A 17,073-nucleotide genomic window follows, 5' to 3' on the forward strand; every position below is an offset into this window, starting at 1 on the left:
GAATACAGCTTAAGCAAATATATAAGGTGCCGGAAAAGAGTGGAAGGTGTACTACGATATTGTTAATAGTGGAGAAAGAATAAAAGAGTTGCGTGCGGCAAGAAGAATGACAAGACAGCAGCTTGCCGAGCAGATTGGATTGTCAGTGGATGCTCTGCGGAAAATTGAAGCTGGTGTAAATGGAGCAAAAATAGATACGCTGATTAGTATTGCTGAATTGTTTCATATAACGTTGGATTATCTTGTGTGTGGGTGTGAAAGAAAGGCAGAAGTCGATGATCTGCTGGTTGGTCTGAAGGAGAAGGAAGTACAGTTTATCCGGAATATGGTATTAAATGCCGTTGACAATATGAAACTTCTGACAGAATAAAAAAGTCGGATTGCATTTTTGATAATGCAGTCCGGCTTTTTTTATAAGGATTTGGAACAGGTGGGAGTGTTACTCTTAGTTCAAAAGAGTGTCGGTTACTGTAGAAGATGCGTGGTGTCAGTTATACTTTGTTCAGGTTCTGAGAAAAGAACCGTTGAATATTGAAAACAGAATAGGACACGCATATCCCACGAGCTTATATCGCCTTGTCTATGACAGGGTGGCAGAATCCCATTTCGTGCGATGACTATCCTCAGAGCTGTAGCCGATTATGAGAAACGTAACAGCAGGAGCCTTTAAGGATAAGAGCAGAGGGTTGTGCCTACCGGGTTAGCAGCCGGAGGTAATGAGATAATAAGTGCACCTGAATTTCAGCAAAACGCATTTTCAGAGAGTGGCTACTTTCGTAAGTCCAGATGGGCAGGAAACTACGAAGTGTTTGTGGCTGGCAAAGGATATGTTACCCGATACGGGGATGGTTAAGAAACCGGGAAGATAGTATTTTATCTTCCCACACAAACTGATTTATGGTCACCGACAGAAAAGAAATGTTTAGGTGTGATGGTGTGGAGAGTACAGATAAGTCAGCTTATGTGAGGAGATAAAGTGCGCACAGTATCAAATCAATATTATTTATAAGGAGATTTTAAGATGGAAAGAGCAATTATATATTATGCAAAAACAGGATTAGAGGCTACAGATCATTTTGTGCCGAAGTTGCTTGAAAAGTATTGTCAGGATAATGGCTATGAAATTGTAGCTATGCTTTCAGAGCCTGCTTCTACAGAAGGAGTTTCATTTCCGATGAAATATGCCATTATTGGTTTAAATATGGAAGAAGATGTTAATACAATCATAACACTTTCAAAGGATATGATTGGTGCAACAGATGAGACCGTTATTGATACACTTGGAAAACTCAGCGAATATGATATCTATGTGGAGGATATTAATGGAGAACTTGAAGAGTGTTATGAGATGATGTACAAAGAGCCTGTTCAGGAAAGTGATATAAGAGGGCTGGTGCTTGATACGGTATCAAAGTTCTATCATAACATCAGGGACGGCAGATAGGAGGCAATATGCAGGATTCCAAAGAAAAGCAGTGTCTGATATTTGTAAGGAATAATGCAAATGATACAGCTGACCGTATCGAGGCATATGCAAAAAAGTCCGGCATGAAAGTTGTTGAGACAATTTTTAATACAGATAAAAAAGCGGTTGAACGATTAAGATATTATATTGAAAGAGATGTCATTATCTGTGTGCTAGTAAGAGATGTGGTAGACATTTCAATGGAACTTAATGAGATTAAAGCTGTAATGACACTTGCAGCGGAACATGGAATCAGTATTAATGCAGAGAGCAGGGGCTATGAACCTGCTCTCATTTCTTATGAATGATATGACAGAAGAAAATAGAAAATTAAAACTGATTATATTTCCGGGCGAAACAGTAGTGATTGATGAATATGGGAAACGGATTGTTGCCTGTCCGACAGAGGATGAGGCAGAAGAATATATCAGGGAACAGGAGGAATGACATAGATGAAACTGAACAGGGGCGACATTGTTATTGCAAATCTGGAGTCAGTAAGTAAAGGGAGCATTCAGAAGTATACAAGACCTTATATTATTATCTCAAATAACAAGGCAAATCAGTATTCACCGGTTGTCACAGCAGTAGCCATGTCCACAAAAACATGGAAAAAGAAATATCTGCCAACCCACTGTCCAATACCGGCTGCAAAGGTAAAGGTTACTGACACAGATTTTGAGGTATTTGACAGTATGGCATTATGTGAGCAGATTGTATCCATTGATGTAAATGTCCATATTGAGAGGGTAGTTGCTTCAATTTCAGATACGGAACTACTTGATAAGATTACTGAATGTGTAAAAATCCAGATTGGGGCATATGAAAAGTACAATTAAATATTACCGGGGCATTTGCTCCGGGTTACATAGCCACCTGTATTCTATGGGTGGCATTTTTACTGAAAGGGGGATAGATTTTATGACAGCAGAAGAATACAGAGCACTATTAGATGTGGATTTTAACAATGTAAAAATAGAAGATCTGACTGATATTAGAAAAATTAAAATAGATAAAAATCAGCCACAGAGTAAGAGGCAGGCACAGTTCTTAAAACAGGTGGGAAATCCATATATGCTGCGTCGTGGAAGTATGATGATTAAGGTAAGCTTTGCGAATAATGGACTGTCGATGGAACAGGCATTTGAAAATCTGCTTTTGAATGTCTGAAAATTTGTGGTGGAATTTCAAAGTGATATGTGCTATGATGTTTTTGGTATAAAAATTCTAAATTAGTGCATATCACCTTATTGAAAAGTTATCTTCTAACTTAAACAACAATAGGAGGATGTGCATATGAGTCAGATAAGTCAGATCAAAAAGATCTATCATGCAGCCATCTATGTTCGTTTATCGAAGGAAGATGGCGCTGTTGCTTCACATGAAAAAACTGAGAGTAACAGTATCGCAAATCAGAAATCACTGATTAGAGATTTTCTCGAAAACAAAAATGATATTGAGGTTGTGCAGGAGTATGTTGATGATGGTTTCAGCGGCTCTAATTTTGAGCGACCGGCATTCCAGATGATGCTTGAAGATATTAAGAAAGGCAAAATTGATTGCGTTGTCACTAAGGATCTGAGCAGATTCGGAAGAGAATATATAGATTCAGGTATGTATATTGAGCGATTATTCCCTGCTATGGGAGTAAGATTTATTGCAATCAATGATGGTATTGATTCCGGAGAGGCAAAGTCGCAGTCAGATGAGATTATTATTCCATTCAAAAATCTTATTAATGATGCTTACTGTCGTGATATTTCAATTAAGATACGTTCACATCTTGAAATTAAGAGAAAGCAGGGAGATGTAATCACGGCATTTGTGCCATATGGATACAAAAAGAATGATAAAGATAAGCACAAACTGGAAATTGATGTATATGCAGCAAATGTTGTGAAAGATATTTTCAGAATGAAGTTGCATGGAAAAAGTCAGGATGCAATTGCATGTGAACTTAATTCATCAGGAATACTTCCACCGGCTGAGTATAAAGCAAGCACAGGAAGCAATTATCAGACATGCTTTAAGACAAAAGAAAAGTCGGAGTGGACTTCAGTCATGGTAAGGAGAATCCTTACAAATGAGGTTTATATAGGTAATCTCGTACAGGGAAAACAGACAACACCGAATCACAAGGTCAAAAAGACCATAATCAAAGAAAAATGCGAATGGATAAGGATTGAAAAGAACCATGAGCCGGTTATCACGGACAGGGATTTTGAAGTAGTACAGAGATTGCTTGCAATGGATACAAGAACATCACCGGACAGAGAGGAAGTTTATCCGCTGTCAGGGGTAGTTACCTGTGGCGGCTGTGGGATTCCCATGGTAAGAAAAACTTCAAAAGTGGGTGGCAAAACTTATGCCTATTATCTGTGTGCAACCCATAAGGATTCAAAGCAGTGCAGTTCCCACAGAATTTCCACGGATAAGTTGGAAGAAGTGGTGCTAGAGCTTTTACAGACACACATTGATAACATGATTGACCTTAAAAGAATTCTTTCTTTTATCGGCAACGTGCCGTTTCAGCAGCTTGATATGAAAAAGCTTGAGGAAAGGCGTGAAAAGAAACAGGCAGAGGTAGACAGATGTGCAGACCTCAGAGGAATGCTTTATGAGGATATGAAGGATGGCATTATCTCAAAGGAAGATTACAAAGAGCTTCATACAGCATATGAGCAGAGGAAAAAGAGTGCCGAGATTGCCATTCACCAGATTGAATTGGAAATGGAAGATGTGCTGAATCGTAAGAGCAAAGGCTTTGTATGGCTTGATTATTTTACGGAACATAAAAATATCGAGAAGCTTACAAGGGAAGTGGTTGTATCTCTTATCCGTGAAATAAAGGTATTTGATAAAACCCACATTGAAGTAGTGTTTGACTTTGATGACTGCTACAAAGAATGTCTTAATGTTATTGCAAGTCAGGGGCATTCGGTTGAGGTGGACAGTACAGGAAAACTGAATATCAGATTAAAGGAGGCTGTGTAGTATGGCAAGAAAGAGCAGAAAAAATATGCCGGTTGCAGTTGCAGAGCCGACTGACAATCTGACGGCAAAAGCAGTTTTAAGCATGGATAAGGAGGCAAAACCATATCAGGTTGGAATCTATGCGAGACTTTCATTTGAATCAGAGGCGAATAAGGAAAGAGATACTGTAGACACACAGATAGCATATATCAGGGAATTTATTAATTCGCAGGATGATATGGTAGAGGTTGAGGTCTATGCCGATATATCGGTGACAGGAACTACTTTTGAAAGACCAGAATTTGACCGGATGATTCAGGATATAAGGGCTGGCAGGATTAATACTGTTATTACCCGTGACCTTAGCAGACTTGGGAGAAATTATGTGGAAGCAGGCAACTACATTGAGAGGGTATTTCCTTTTCTTGATGTGAGATATATTGCTATCACAGATGATTTTGATACTGCAAGACCGGGAACTGATTTATCCGTACCGCTTAAGAATATTGTGAACGAATATTATTCCAAAGACCTTTCAAAGAAAGTAGAGACCGGAAAGCATAGTATTTGGGCACAGGGCGGCTTCAGCGAGGGAACGCCACCATATGGATATTACAGGGCTACAGATGGTTCAAGAAAGCTTTTGATTGATGAAGAGGTATCTGACAATGTAGTTAGAATTTTTAATATATTTTTGGATGGGAAGGGATATGCTGGTATTGCAAAGACTTTGCAAAACGAAGGAATTCTTTCACCTCCGAAATACAGATTCTATAAGTCAGGAAAGATTGAACTTGCTGAAAAAGCAAGAGAATGGCACTATTCGCATGTAAAAGAGATACTCCAAGGGGAATATTACATTGGAAATATTGTTCATGGAAAGCAAAGGAAGGCTCTTGATACCGGGAGAAAGAATGTTAAAACAGATGCATCAACATGGCAGCGAATAGAAAATGTTCATGAACCAATAATTGATAAGGACACTTTCTACAAAACAAGGGAGAGAATGGAGCATATCAAAAAGAAGCATTTAGAAGCATCAAAACCTAAAGCTGATGTTCCAAATAAGCCGGATAATATTCTGGTATATAAAACAAAATGCGCCTGTTGTGGAGGCAGTGTATTGATTGGCAGGCATCACACTTATTCAGAAAAGTTCTATTATAAGTGTAAGAACCGTAGAAAATTAGCTAGGCTATGTGAAAATAAGTACTCTTATGATTATTCTGAGGTTATGGATAGTGTTTTTTCTGTTATCCGTCAGCATATGAGTTTGTGTGTTGAGAAAACAAAGTTTGTTCAGAAGATGAACAGCAGAAAAGAGAATGTTCTTCAATATGATATTTATACCAAGCAGATAGCAAAACTTCAAAATGATGTAAGAAGAATTACCGCTAACAAAAGTGGTTTGTATGAAGATTATAGGGAACAGTTAATCACTGCGGAAGAACTGTGCCAGTATCAGAGAGAATATGAAAGCAGAGTAAATGAGATTGAAGCGCAGATTACTGAATTGCTTCATCGAAGAAGTCTGTATGAAAAAGAATTTCATATTGATGAAGGATGGGAAGAAACTGTCAATAAATATATGGCTAAAAGAAAACTTACAAAGGAGCTTGTGGATGCTTTTGTATCGGAAATTGTTTTTTATGATGGCAATATAGAAGTTAAGCTCTTGTATGATGATTTCCTAAAGGAGCTGCTTAAAGTGGCAGAAGAAAGAGAGGTGAGCAGCAATGGATAAGACGATAGCTCTCTATATGAGATTATCAGATGAAGATGACAACTTGGCTGCTCATGAGGAAAGTAACAGTATTTCCCATCAGCGAAAGTTAATGCTTGATCATATCCAGAAACTGCCTGAACTAAAGGACTGCAACATAATGGAATTTTCAGATGATGGATATTCCGGAGCAGACTTTAGCAGACCTAATTTTGTAAAAATGATGGATCTGGTAAAGGCTGGTAAGATTCAGGTTATTGTGACGAAGGACTACAGCAGACTCGGACGAGATTATCTTGAAGTTGGTAACTATATGGAATGTATATTTCCGGTTCTTCAGGTAAGATATATCAGCGTGAATGATAATTACGATTCTGCTAACAGCTTTGGTTCAACCGGAGGTATGAGTGTTGCACTGAAAAATCTTGTGAATGCATTGTATTGTAAGGATGCATCAAAAAAGGTAAGAGCCGCTAAGGCAGTGTTGGCTAAGCAGGGAAAGTACATTGCTGCATTTGCTCCTTTTGGATACCAGAAAAGTGAAGATGATAAGCATATGTTAGTGCCTGACCCAGTAACAGCACCTGTTGTCCAGCTGATATTTGAACTGGCTATTAAAGGCATGAAATACACCGAGATTGCAAATTATCTGAATAATAATGGATATGATAGCATATTTGAGTATTACCAAAAGATTGGAGTTAAGAGATGTTATGAAAGGGATATTGGTGAGCACATGTGGAGTGCCAGTACAGTAATGGAGATTTTATATAATGAAGTCTATATTGGTTCTGTAATCAATAACAAGACGGCTGATAATATTGATACCGGTCATCAGGTTGTGCAGAGAGATAAAGAGGACTGGATAATTGTTGAAAACTGTCATGAACCATTAGTTTCTGTGGAAGACTTCAAGCTTGCTCACAAGATGATAGCAAGACGAGAAGTGACGAAGAGAAAACCAAATGGAAAGTGGCGTAAATCGTATATTCGCTGTGGAATATGTGGTAAGGGACTTTATAAATACGGAAATAAATCCTCATACAGATGCCACAACGGTCATGTGTCACGTATTAGAGGTGAAGAACTTGAGGCGACACTTCTAGACATTGCTAGAAATATGGCATTGGCTCAGTTGCAGGAATTTGAGTTGAAAACTGATGGCGGTAATTGTCCAGATAATCTTGAAAGGGAAATCGAATCACTTAAAAAGTCAAAGGCACACTATGCAAAGCTAAAGTTTGAGATATACGATGATTATACAAAAACAAATATCACTCGTGATCAGATGGCAAAAAAGACTGCAGAAGTTAAGCAGAAAATCGCAGAGATAGAAAGTCTGATTACAGAGAAGCAGGAAACACTTGATATGCAAAAGGATCTCTTTCTTGATGCAAAGCAGGAACAGCTAACAAAGCTTAGTAAGTTGGATGAGTTTGATGAAGAAGTAATCAGATATCTCATTGATTATGTGTTGGTGTATGATAATGAGCATATTGAAATCAGATGGAACTTTGATGACTTTCAGGCTGGATGATGGTATAATCAGTAGTAATAGCGAGAAAACAAAATTATAAAGAAGTAACATGGGGAATCTTGCTAAAGGTTCCCCATTGATAAAAAAATTAATTTTTTTTGTTTCTTACTTGACACGAGCAGAGGTTCAACGGGTGATTATTCGGGAAAATCAGGAGATTGAGCTTACGTATACGGAGTTTGAGATTTTCAAGCTTCTTGCAAAGCATCCGGGAATAGTGTTCAGCAAGGAACGGATTTATGACATTGTGTGGAAAGAATCATATTCCGGTGATTACAACATCGTCATGAGCCATATCCGTAATATTCGGGAGAAGATAGAGGATAACCCAAGCAAGCCAACCTATATACAGACTGTTTGGGGAGTCGGCTATCGGTTCAATAAAAATTTAACTCCCCTTTCGAAATGGTGTGTCTGAATGAAAAACATGTATAATTCTGCATTTTTGATGTATAAATCTACATTAAGGTTAATTTAAAAACGAATTTGTTTGAAATTTCACCAAATCAATGGAGGTGTTTGATTATGAAAAAAAGAATAATTGCAGTAATTGTAATTTTAGCTGTATTAGTAGCTCTATTCTTTATTGGCACAGGTTTTCAAAAAAGAATGGATGTCGTATTAGTTGATTACTCTGTATCAGAGGATGGAACGGAGATCACGCTTGATGTAGGAATTCCAACATCTACAGGATATATCAGAGGATTTAAAGACAATGGAAGTGGAGTAAAACCACATTATCTTACATTTTTTTCGACATTTGGTGGAATAAACAGTCCGATTGGAGCAGAGCATAGCTTCCAATTAGAGCTTACTTCGGATGATACAGAAATTTATTTTAACAGACCGGAGGGAGGTTACGAGTTGATTTTAGTGAAAGATGAAGAAACAGGTCAATGGCTCAGACCAAGTGGAATAGGTGAAGAAAATAACACTATTTTTGAAGCAACCATTCTTGAAATTCGTGATAATTATTTTTTAGTAGAACCAGTAGAGGGTAGTCAAGAATTAAACAATGCAGATCTGATTACAGTACCAATGAAAAACATAGGTACTGCTCCACAACCAAATGTTGGTGACATTATTGAAATAGCATATAACGGAGAAATTGCAGAAAGTTATCCAGCACAGATAACAGAGGTTTACGGTATCAAAGTTGTCAAAGAAGCAGAACAATGGGATTTAATTCCTATGGTCATGGTAAATGGCGAGTTATATATTGACACAGGTCATGAAAGTACAGTAGAAGCCCGTTGTGGTGTTATGGATGGAGAGATTACGTCAGAAGTAGACGGAAGTGAAAAGCCAACAAAAGACAATCAATCTAACTTTGGTACAGGCTATGGATATCAATATGGTTCACAAGAAGGCATAATCGAGATTAATATGAATGAAAAATGGTGGGTTTTTGCAACAGAAAAAGTCCTGGCCAGTAGTGAACTTATGATAGACCCAGTTGCAGTAGTAAGTATTCATAATGTTTTCACAGGAGAAAATGCGAACATCACTGAAAATGAGGATATCAGAACTATATCTAATATATTATGTGGTGATGCATGGAATACAGAAGGTACAACTGATTGTTTAAGCAACATTGAAATTACAATCAACGAAGAAACATACAAATATCATTCCGATTGTGGTACATTCAACGATAATGTAAATCAGAACTATTTATCACTGGATGACGAAAGGAAAGCTGTGGTAAATGCCATTTTTTCAGAGTATATATCACTCACAGCCACAGAAGTTCCAGCAGAATAAATTTTACAAAGGCTACCCGGTCAAAAAAATTGGATAGCTTTTATTATGTTTTAAACCTAAACTCAATTTCAATCCAGTCAGCAAAACTAATCTTTATCATATCCAAGCAAATCAATAGCTCAAATTGCATTAACTTCTTAAAATGTATAAATAACAGGATAGTTTGGGTTAAGTAATATCAGAAACACTTTTCCGAAAAGGGAGAAATTTAATAGCATAGAAACAGACAATTAAGAAACAAAAACAATGGCAGACGCTAAAACAGAAAAACAGAAAGTACAGGAAATAACGGAGAAGTTGGAGTAGGGTATCAAGGAACTTTTTGAAAGCGAGAAGTACAAGATTTATCTGAATACCATGTCAAAATTTCATAATTACAGCTTTAACAACACAATGTTAATTGCAATGCAAAAGCCTGACGCTACGTTAGTGGTCGGATTCAAGGAATATACTTTGCCGAATAAACAGGGGGGACGATAATGCAGGATGTTATGAATGTTAATCAGAAAGAATATAAAATTGTGAAGTTATTAGGACATGGAAAAGGTGGTTATTCCTATTTGGCAGAACGGGAAGGTAAATTTTATGTGTTAAAACAGATACACCATGAGCCATGTGAATATTACTCATTTGGCAATAAAATCGAAGCAGAACAAAATGATTATAACAGACTGTTGCAGACAGGAATCAGAATTCCAAGAATGTTAGACATTGATGTAGCAAATGAAAGAATATTAAAAGAGTATATTGACTATGAATGTAACAATTACATGGATGAATGGAATTTTGAAAATTGGGGGATTAAGTACTGGTCTAAGACAACGGAATTTATTGATTATATGGAGCAGCATTAGTTATGTAACTCAAGATTTTGTTCAATCCAAATCTCTTATAATCCTCAAAACTTGTTGATTTTACACGAAAAAAACTATACTATAGATAGTACCTATTATTAGAGTCAGAGCGTAGAGCAGAAAAAGATACGAGGAAGTAATGATGAGAACAGAAGATAAAACAAGAATGACAGAGGGAAGCATTTCCAGAAAAATTATTTTATTTGCGATTCCGCTGTTTCTTGGAAATTTGTTTCAGCAATTGTATAACACGGCAGATTCACTGATCGTAGGAAATTATCTCGGCAGCAATGCGTTGGCGGCAGTCAGCTCATCCGGGAATCTGATTTTTCTGATGGTTGGATTTATCAATGGCATCGCAATGGGTGCAGGTGTTGTAATTGCCAGATATTATGGAGCGAAAGACAGGGCAAATCTGGAGAAATCAATCCACACAACGGTTGCGTTTGGAATTGCAGCAGGAATTGCATTGACAGTGATCGGCATGCTTTTAGCACCGAAGATCCTGGTGTTGATGGGAACACCCGCAGAGGTGCTTCCGGAATCTATCACCTATTTCCGCACTTATTTTGCAGGCTCTATCGGAGTGATCATGTACAATATTTTTGTAGGGATTTTGCAGTCGGTTGGAGACAGCAGACATCCGCTGATTTATCTGATCATTTCTTCCTGTATCAATGTGGTGCTGGATATTTTCTTTATTTCAGGATTGGGGATGGGAGTCGGTGCAGCCGCTTTGGCAACAGCGATTTCCCAATTTGTAAGTGCATTCTTATGTCTGATCCATCTTCTGAGAGCAAAAGAAGAATATAGGCTTCAGTTAAATAAAATCCGTTTTGACAGCCAGATGCTGTGGCAGATCATACAAAACGGTGTGCCGTCCGGTTTTCAGAATTCTGTGATCGCCATTGCGAATGTTTTTGTGCAGACAAATATCAATGCATTTGGGAAAATGGCGATGGCGGGATGTGGATCTTATTCCAAAATCGAAGGATTTGCGTTTCTGCCGGTGACCTGTTTTACGATGGCGCTGACCACTTTTGTCAGCCAGAACCTTGGTGCAAAGCAGTATGACCGTGCAAAAAAAGGAGCGAGATTTGGCGTTCTCTGTTCGATTATCATTGCAGAATTGATCGGAGTTGTGATTTATACAGCCGCACCGGTGCTTATTGCAGCCTTTAACAGTGAACCGGATGTAGTACATTATGGAGTTATGCAGTCGAGAACCATTGCATTGTTCTATTTTCTGCTGGCTTTTTCCCACTGCATCGCTGCGGTGCTTCGTGGTTCGGGAAATGCATCGGTTCCAATGATCGTCATGCTGTGTGTATGGTGTCTGTTCCGTGTAAGCTATATCACGGTTACGGTTCATTTTATCCCGGATATCCGCGTGATCTTCTGGGCGTATCCATTGACCTGGAGTATTAGTTCGGTCATTTTCCTTGCTTTATTTTTGCGTGGAAAATGGGTGTATGGGTTTGAAAAGAGAAAATAAGCAGCATATCCGGCGTAGGGGAAAAGCTTGACAATTTCAGCTTTACGTCTAAAATAATATCATATGAATTTGAATGAGACTGATGCATAAAAGAATGTATCAGTCTTATCTTATGCAGAGGAGAACCGGAATTTATGAAAAAAAGTGGAACCATGAAAAAAATGCTCACCTATTATAAACCTTACATGCGTGTGTTCTGGACAGACATGTTTTTTGCAACGCTCTCTGCGGCGGTTGCCCTGATCATTCCGCTGGTCGTGCGGTATGTGACCTACAATCTTGTGTACCGTGAGCCGGCAGAAATTTTGCATCAGGCAGCTTACATTGCCATTGGACTGTTTGCGCTGGTGGCGGTTGACTGTTACAGCAAATTCTACATTTGTAATTACGGACATGTGATGGGAGCGAAAATCGAGTATGACATGCGTGCGGAAATTTTCGCACATTACCAGAAACTGTCCTTTTCCTTTTATGATGACCAGAAAGTCGGACAGCTGATGAGCCGTATCACAACCGATCTTTTTGATATCAGCGAACTGATGCATCATGGACCTGAGAACATCATTCTGTCCGTGATCAAAATTGCCGGAGCACTGATCATTCTTGTGAACATCAACCCAATGCTCGCAGTTGCAGCCTTTGCAATTCTGCCGTTCATGCTGATCTATGCATTTGTCCTGAATAAAAAAATGCGTCTCGCATTCAAACAGAACCGTGTAAAAATCGCAGACATCAATGCGCAGATCGAGGATAACTTATCCGGTATCCGGGTGGTAAAATCTTTTGCCAATGAAGAGATTGAAAACCGTAAATTCAAACAAGGCAATGACGGTTTCCTTGCAGCCAAGAAAAACAGCTATTTTTACATGGGAAGTTATCAGGCAGGGCTTGGAGCGTTTACGACACTCATTCAGGTCAGTGTGATCCTGACAGGTACGGTGCTGATCGCAAAAGGCAGTGTGGATGTCAGCGACCTTGTCACATTTATGCTCTATATCAGTGTGTTTACGGATCCTGTCCGCACCCTCATTGATTTCACAGAGCAGTTTCAGAATGGTTATACCGGGTTTGAACGTTTTCAGGAGATCCTCGCCGTTCATCCGGATATCGAGGACAAAAAAGATGCAGTGGAACTTAAGGATGTAAAGGGAGATATTACTTTTGAAAATGTTTCATTCCAGTATGAGGAAAACACGGAAAAAGTGTTGAACCATATCAGTTTAAATGTTCCGGCGGGGGCTTACATGGCATTAGTCGGTTCCTCCGGCGCAGGAAAAAGTACGCTCTGTTCCCTCATTCCTCGTTTCTATGACGTGACGGGCGGCGCAGTAAAAATCGATGGAAAAGATGTGCGTGATCTCACCTTAAAGAGTCTGCGCGACCACATCGGCATTGTGCAGCAGGATGTGTATCTTTTTGTTGGAACTGTTTTTGACAATATCCGTTACGGAAAACCGGATGCGACAAGAGAGGAAGTCATCGAGGCAGCAAAAAACGCCAATGCGCATGAGTTTATCATGTCACTTCCAAACGGTTATGAGACGGACATCGGACAGCGCGGGATCAAGCTTTCCGGCGGACAGAAGCAGCGATTGTCCATTGCAAGGGTTTTCCTTAAAAATCCACCGATCCTTATTTTTGATGAGGCAACCTCCGCACTTGACAATGAGAGTGAAAAAGTAGTACAGGATTCATTGGAGAAGCTTGCAAAAAACCGTACCACGTTTGTAATTGCACACAGGCTTTCCACCATCAAAAACGCAGAGAAGATCATTGTTTTATCTGAGGATGGTATCGAAGAATCAGGAACACATGAAGAACTGATGGACAGGAAGGGAACTTACGAAAAGCTTTACAATATGCAGTTCCACAAATAAAATGAAAGCAGCAGAAAAAGAGGAGAATTGATATGCCGGAACTTATCCGTAAAAAAAAGAAAATGTCATCGTTTGAGATGATCGCATTTGGATTTGCAGGAGTGATATTACTTGGAGCAATTATTTTAATGCTTCCGATCTCATCTTCTGCCGGAGTTGTGACACCGTTTGATAAAACTTTATTTACTGCGACATCAGCTGTCTGCGTGACAGGACTTGTGGTCGTGGATACAGGAAGCTACTGGTCGGCGTTTGGCCAGGCAGTGATCTTACTTCTGATCCAGACCGGCGGATTGGGAGTTATTACTGTGGTTGCATCTTTTTCAATGGTTTCCGGGAGAAAGATCTCGTTAATGCAGCGGAGTACGATGCAGGATGCGATTTCAGCACCGAAAGTAGGTGGAATTGTCCGGCTTACGAAATTTATTCTACAGGGAACATTTCTGATCGAACTGATCGGTGCCATTCTCATGCTTCCTGTATTTTGCAGGGATTATGGATGGAAAGGAATCTGGATGTCAGTCTTCCATTCGGTATCGGCTTTTTGCAATGCAGGTTTTGACATACTTGGAACGACGGAACAGACATTTCCATCTCTGACAGGATATATTGCCAATCCATTGATCAATATTGTGATCATGCTTTTGATCGTGATCGGTGGCATCGGATTTCTGACCTGGGATGATTTTTGCACAAACAAATGGAACTTGAAACGTTACCGTCTGCAGAGTAAGATTATCCTCGTTACCACCGCTGTTTTGATCTTACTACCGGCTGTTTTTTTCTTTCTGAGTGATTTTACCGGATTTTCTATGGGAAAAAGAATACTGGCTTCTTTTTTTCAGTCGGTAACTCTTCGAACAGCAGGATTTAATACGGCAGATCTTGGTGCAATGAACGATTCTTCCAAAGCGATCATGATTTTGATGATGCTGATCGGTGGATCTCCGGGATCAACGGCAGGAGGTATGAAGACAACAACGATCGCAGTGCTGATACTGAATGCGTTTGCAACATTCGGAAGAGAGCCGGAAACAGAGGTTTTTGGAAGAAGATTCGATAATACAGTAGTGAAAAATGCGGCAACGATCGCTATTTTGTATTTTTTCCTGTTTTTTGCAGGAGGAATCGCAATCAGTCAGATAGAACATGTTGCATTATCGGATTGTCTTTTTGAAACAGCATCGGCAGTGGGCACGGCAGGACTTACATTAGGGATCACAACGGAGCTTGGACTGGTATCACATCTGATATTGGTTGTTTTGATGTATCTTGGAAGAGTTGGCGGACTGACACTTATATATGCTGCAATTTCAGTAAAAATCCAGAGTGGGGCAAAAAGACCGCTTGATAAAATAACTGTTGGATAAAGGAGAAAATTATAATGAAAAATATTTTGCTTATCGGACTCGGAAGATTTGGAAAGCATGTTGCATACCAGTTGAATGAGCTTGGACATGAAGTGATGGCTGTGGATGAGAATGAAAATCTTGTCAATGAAATTCTTCCGTATGTTACAGACGCACAGATCGGTGACAGTACCAATGAGAATTTTCTGGAGTCGCTTGGAATCAAAAATTATGATATTTGTTTTGTGACGATCGGAGGCAATTTCCAGAATTCCCTGGAGACAACTTCTCTTTTGAAAGAACTTGGCGCTAAAATGGTCATATCGCGTGCAGAGCGGGATGTACAGGCAAAGTTCCTGCTTCGCAACGGAGCAGACGAGGTCATTTATCCGGAAAAACAGATCGCCAACTGGGCAGCGATCCGCTATACGGCAGATCATATCCATGATTATATCGAAGTGGATGATTCTCATGCTATTTTTGAGGTGGAGGTGCCGGGAGGCTGGATCGGAAAAACGATCGGTGAACTGGATATCCGTAAAAAGTACAGCATCAGTATTCTGGCAATCAAAACAGATGGAAAGATGAATATGGCGATTGGCCCGGATATGGAACTAAGCAGTGAAGATACCCTTTTGGTTCTCGGTACATACAAGGATATGCAGAAGTGTTTTCGGATATAATGGATAAAAATAAACAGGGTATAAAATAATTATTAAAAATTGCACAAAATTTGCATTTTGTAAAATAATCGAGTAAAATAGGAATGTTCGGGCAGAAAGTGTGATCCGGACAGACAAAGATAATACAATGTAACCATGATAATCTGCATTCTGCATATTATCAAGACATAAAAAGGAGTGGATTTATTATGACAAAAATTGATATTATTTCCGGTTTCTTAGGAGCAGGAAAAACCACATTTATTAAAAAAATGATCGATGAGGTATTTAAGGGCGAGAAGATCGTTCTGATCGAGAATGAGTTCGGTGAAGTCGGAATCGATGGCGGTTTCTTAAAAGATGCAGGAATCCAGATCACCGAGATGAATTCCGGCTGTATCTGCTGTTCATTAGTAGGTGATTTCGGAAAGAATCTTCACGAAGTGATTGATAAATATCATCCGGATCGTATCCTGATCGAGCCATCTGGTGTCGGTAAGTTATCCGATGTTATGAAGTCTGTGATCGATATCGAGAAAGAGGAAGACGTTAAATTAAACGGACTCGTAACTGTCGTAAATGCTTTAAAAGCAAGCAAACAGATGAAAGCATTCGGTGAATTTTTTAATAATCAGATTGAATATGCTACAGTTGTTGTACTGAGCAGAAGCCAGAATGCAACACCTGAGCAGTTAGAACTTTGTGTAAAACAGATCCAGACATTGAATCCAAAGGCTGCAATCATCACAACAGCATGGGATGCAATCAAAGGCGAGCAGATCTTAAAAGTGATCGAGGGAGCAGATTCTCTTGAGATGAAACTGATGGCTGAGCAGCATGCCAAAGAAGAGGCAGAGGAGCATGAGCATGAACATCACCATCATGACCACGATCATGAAGACCACGATCATGAGCATGATCACGAACATCATCATGAACATGACGAGAACTGCACCTGCGGATGCCACGATCACGAAGAACATGAGCATCATCACGATCATGAAGACCATGACCACGACCATGAGCACCATCATGAACATGACGAAAACTGCACCTGCGGATGCCATGACCATGAGCATCATCATCACCATCATGCAGATGAAGTGTTTACAAGCTGGGGCAAAGAGACGCCTCACAAATTCACGAAGGAAAAGATTGAGGATGTATTAAAGACTCTCTGCGAGACAGATGATTACGGAACAATCCTCCGTGCCAAAGGAATGGTAGAGGATGAGAATGGTTCCTGGATTTACTTTGACATGGTTCCGGGCGAGTATGAACTCCGTGACGGTGAGCCTGACTATACAGGAAGACTTTGTGTGATCGGCTGCAACATTGACGAACACAGATTAGAAGAGTTATTCGGAATTTAAG

General features: G+C 39.5%; 17 protein-coding genes and 1 pseudogene. All 18 read left to right on the top strand.

The genetic code is table 11. The features are described 5' to 3' along the window. Positions 1–46 precede the first annotated feature (46 nt). The 18 genes and pseudogenes from ROSEINA2194_RS15490 (at position 47) to ROSEINA2194_RS15570 (ending at position 17,072) form a co-directional block, all read left to right on the top strand. Positions 47–370: a helix-turn-helix domain-containing protein gene (locus tag ROSEINA2194_RS15490; protein WP_005602820.1), complete on the top strand. Its 324-nt coding sequence runs from the start codon at positions 47–49 to the stop codon at positions 368–370. A gap of 651 nt (positions 371–1,021) precedes the next feature. Beyond that, positions 1,022–1,444 carry a hypothetical protein gene (locus tag ROSEINA2194_RS15495; RefSeq protein WP_007889575.1) on the top strand — a complete coding sequence of 141 codons (423 nt, stop codon included), beginning with the start codon at positions 1,022–1,024 and terminating at the stop codon, positions 1,442–1,444. Between the two features lie 8 nt (positions 1,445–1,452). Further along, positions 1,453–1,773, top strand: coding sequence for a hypothetical protein (locus ROSEINA2194_RS15500; RefSeq protein WP_007889577.1), 321 nt, complete (start codon positions 1,453–1,455; stop codon positions 1,771–1,773). Then, entirely contained in the window at positions 1,745–1,912 is a 168-nt protein-coding gene (locus ROSEINA2194_RS21330) for a hypothetical protein (RefSeq protein WP_156337705.1), read from the top strand. The genes ROSEINA2194_RS15500 and ROSEINA2194_RS21330 overlap by 29 nt, the downstream gene beginning before the upstream one ends. Positions 1,913–1,917: 5 nt before the next feature. Further along, on the top strand, positions 1,918–2,304 hold the full coding sequence (locus ROSEINA2194_RS15505; RefSeq protein WP_007889583.1) for a type II toxin-antitoxin system PemK/MazF family toxin: 387 nt from the start codon (positions 1,918–1,920) through the stop codon (positions 2,302–2,304). Positions 2,305–2,386: 82 nt separating this feature from the next. Further along, positions 2,387–2,635, top strand: a complete 249-nt coding sequence (locus tag ROSEINA2194_RS15510; protein WP_021923722.1) for a DUF6870 family protein — start codon at positions 2,387–2,389, stop codon at positions 2,633–2,635. A gap of 126 nt (positions 2,636–2,761) precedes the next feature. After that, positions 2,762–4,459: a recombinase family protein gene (locus ROSEINA2194_RS15515; protein ID WP_007889587.1), complete on the top strand. Its 1,698-nt coding sequence runs from the start codon at positions 2,762–2,764 to the stop codon at positions 4,457–4,459. Between the two features lie 82 nt (positions 4,460–4,541). Continuing rightward, positions 4,542–6,182 carry a recombinase family protein gene (locus tag ROSEINA2194_RS15520; protein WP_118587892.1) on the top strand — a complete coding sequence of 547 codons (1,641 nt, stop codon included), beginning with the start codon at positions 4,542–4,544 and terminating at the stop codon, positions 6,180–6,182. Beyond that, positions 6,175–7,698, top strand: coding sequence for a recombinase family protein (locus ROSEINA2194_RS15525; protein WP_007889590.1), 1,524 nt, complete (start codon positions 6,175–6,177; stop codon positions 7,696–7,698). Before ROSEINA2194_RS15520 ends, ROSEINA2194_RS15525 begins: the two co-directional genes overlap by 8 nt. A 133-nt stretch (positions 7,699–7,831) precedes the next feature. Beyond that, positions 7,832–8,116, top strand: a complete 285-nt coding sequence (locus ROSEINA2194_RS15530) for a winged helix-turn-helix domain-containing protein (protein WP_021923725.1) — start codon at positions 7,832–7,834, stop codon at positions 8,114–8,116. Between the two features lie 107 nt (positions 8,117–8,223). Beyond that, positions 8,224–9,462, top strand: coding sequence for a hypothetical protein (locus ROSEINA2194_RS22270; RefSeq protein WP_007889592.1), 1,239 nt, complete (start codon positions 8,224–8,226; stop codon positions 9,460–9,462). Positions 9,463–9,708: 246 nt separating this feature from the next. Next, a pseudogene (locus ROSEINA2194_RS23950) lies at positions 9,709–9,912 on the top strand (hypothetical protein); the annotation flags it as partial. A gap of 29 nt (positions 9,913–9,941) precedes the next feature. Beyond that, on the top strand, positions 9,942–10,316 hold the full coding sequence (locus ROSEINA2194_RS15545; protein ID WP_007889593.1) for a serine/threonine-protein kinase: 375 nt from the start codon (positions 9,942–9,944) through the stop codon (positions 10,314–10,316). Between the two features lie 139 nt (positions 10,317–10,455). Continuing rightward, entirely contained in the window at positions 10,456–11,811 is a 1,356-nt protein-coding gene (locus ROSEINA2194_RS15550; protein WP_007889597.1) for an MATE family efflux transporter, read from the top strand. Between the two features lie 134 nt (positions 11,812–11,945). Further along, positions 11,946–13,688: an ABC transporter ATP-binding protein gene (locus ROSEINA2194_RS15555; protein WP_007889602.1), complete on the top strand. Its 1,743-nt coding sequence runs from the start codon at positions 11,946–11,948 to the stop codon at positions 13,686–13,688. A 32-nt stretch (positions 13,689–13,720) separates the two neighbouring features. After that, positions 13,721–15,058: a TrkH family potassium uptake protein gene (locus ROSEINA2194_RS15560; RefSeq protein ID WP_007889604.1), complete on the top strand. Its 1,338-nt coding sequence runs from the start codon at positions 13,721–13,723 to the stop codon at positions 15,056–15,058. A 14-nt stretch (positions 15,059–15,072) separates the two neighbouring features. Beyond that, complete coding sequence (locus ROSEINA2194_RS15565; RefSeq protein ID WP_007889614.1) at positions 15,073–15,720, top strand: potassium channel family protein; 648 nt, start codon at positions 15,073–15,075, stop codon at positions 15,718–15,720. A 188-nt stretch (positions 15,721–15,908) separates the two neighbouring features. Continuing rightward, positions 15,909–17,072: a CobW family GTP-binding protein gene (locus ROSEINA2194_RS15570; RefSeq protein WP_007889617.1), complete on the top strand. Its 1,164-nt coding sequence runs from the start codon at positions 15,909–15,911 to the stop codon at positions 17,070–17,072. Position 17,073: the final 1 nt, after the last annotated feature.

It is taken from the genome of Roseburia inulinivorans DSM 16841, assembly GCF_000174195.1.
Lineage (GTDB): Bacteria > Bacillota > Clostridia > Lachnospirales > Lachnospiraceae > Roseburia > Roseburia inulinivorans.

Bases quoted from the DNA above. Each gene is read 5' to 3' on its own strand.
- ROSEINA2194_RS15495 (WP_007889575.1), top strand. From the start codon at position 1,022: ATGGAAAGAGCAATTATATATTATGCAAAAACAGGATTAGAGGCTACA.
- ROSEINA2194_RS15500 (WP_007889577.1), top strand. From the start codon at position 1,453: ATGCAGGATTCCAAAGAAAAGCAGTGTCTGATATTTGTAAGGAATAAT.
- ROSEINA2194_RS21330 (WP_156337705.1), top strand. From the start codon at position 1,745: ATGAACCTGCTCTCATTTCTTATGAATGATATGACAGAAGAAAATAGA.
- ROSEINA2194_RS15505 (WP_007889583.1), top strand. From the start codon at position 1,918: ATGAAACTGAACAGGGGCGACATTGTTATTGCAAATCTGGAGTCAGTA.
- ROSEINA2194_RS15510 (WP_021923722.1), top strand. From the start codon at position 2,387: ATGACAGCAGAAGAATACAGAGCACTATTAGATGTGGATTTTAACAAT.
- ROSEINA2194_RS15515 (WP_007889587.1), top strand. From the start codon at position 2,762: ATGAGTCAGATAAGTCAGATCAAAAAGATCTATCATGCAGCCATCTAT.
- ROSEINA2194_RS15520 (WP_118587892.1), top strand. From the start codon at position 4,542: ATGGATAAGGAGGCAAAACCATATCAGGTTGGAATCTATGCGAGACTT.
- ROSEINA2194_RS15525 (WP_007889590.1), top strand. From the start codon at position 6,175: ATGGATAAGACGATAGCTCTCTATATGAGATTATCAGATGAAGATGAC.
- ROSEINA2194_RS22270 (WP_007889592.1), top strand. From the start codon at position 8,224: ATGAAAAAAAGAATAATTGCAGTAATTGTAATTTTAGCTGTATTAGTA.
- ROSEINA2194_RS15545 (WP_007889593.1), top strand. From the start codon at position 9,942: ATGCAGGATGTTATGAATGTTAATCAGAAAGAATATAAAATTGTGAAG.
- ROSEINA2194_RS15550 (WP_007889597.1), top strand. From the start codon at position 10,456: ATGATGAGAACAGAAGATAAAACAAGAATGACAGAGGGAAGCATTTCC.
- ROSEINA2194_RS15555 (WP_007889602.1), top strand. From the start codon at position 11,946: ATGAAAAAAAGTGGAACCATGAAAAAAATGCTCACCTATTATAAACCT.
- ROSEINA2194_RS15560 (WP_007889604.1), top strand. From the start codon at position 13,721: ATGCCGGAACTTATCCGTAAAAAAAAGAAAATGTCATCGTTTGAGATG.
- ROSEINA2194_RS15565 (WP_007889614.1), top strand. From the start codon at position 15,073: ATGAAAAATATTTTGCTTATCGGACTCGGAAGATTTGGAAAGCATGTT.
- ROSEINA2194_RS15570 (WP_007889617.1), top strand. From the start codon at position 15,909: ATGACAAAAATTGATATTATTTCCGGTTTCTTAGGAGCAGGAAAAACC.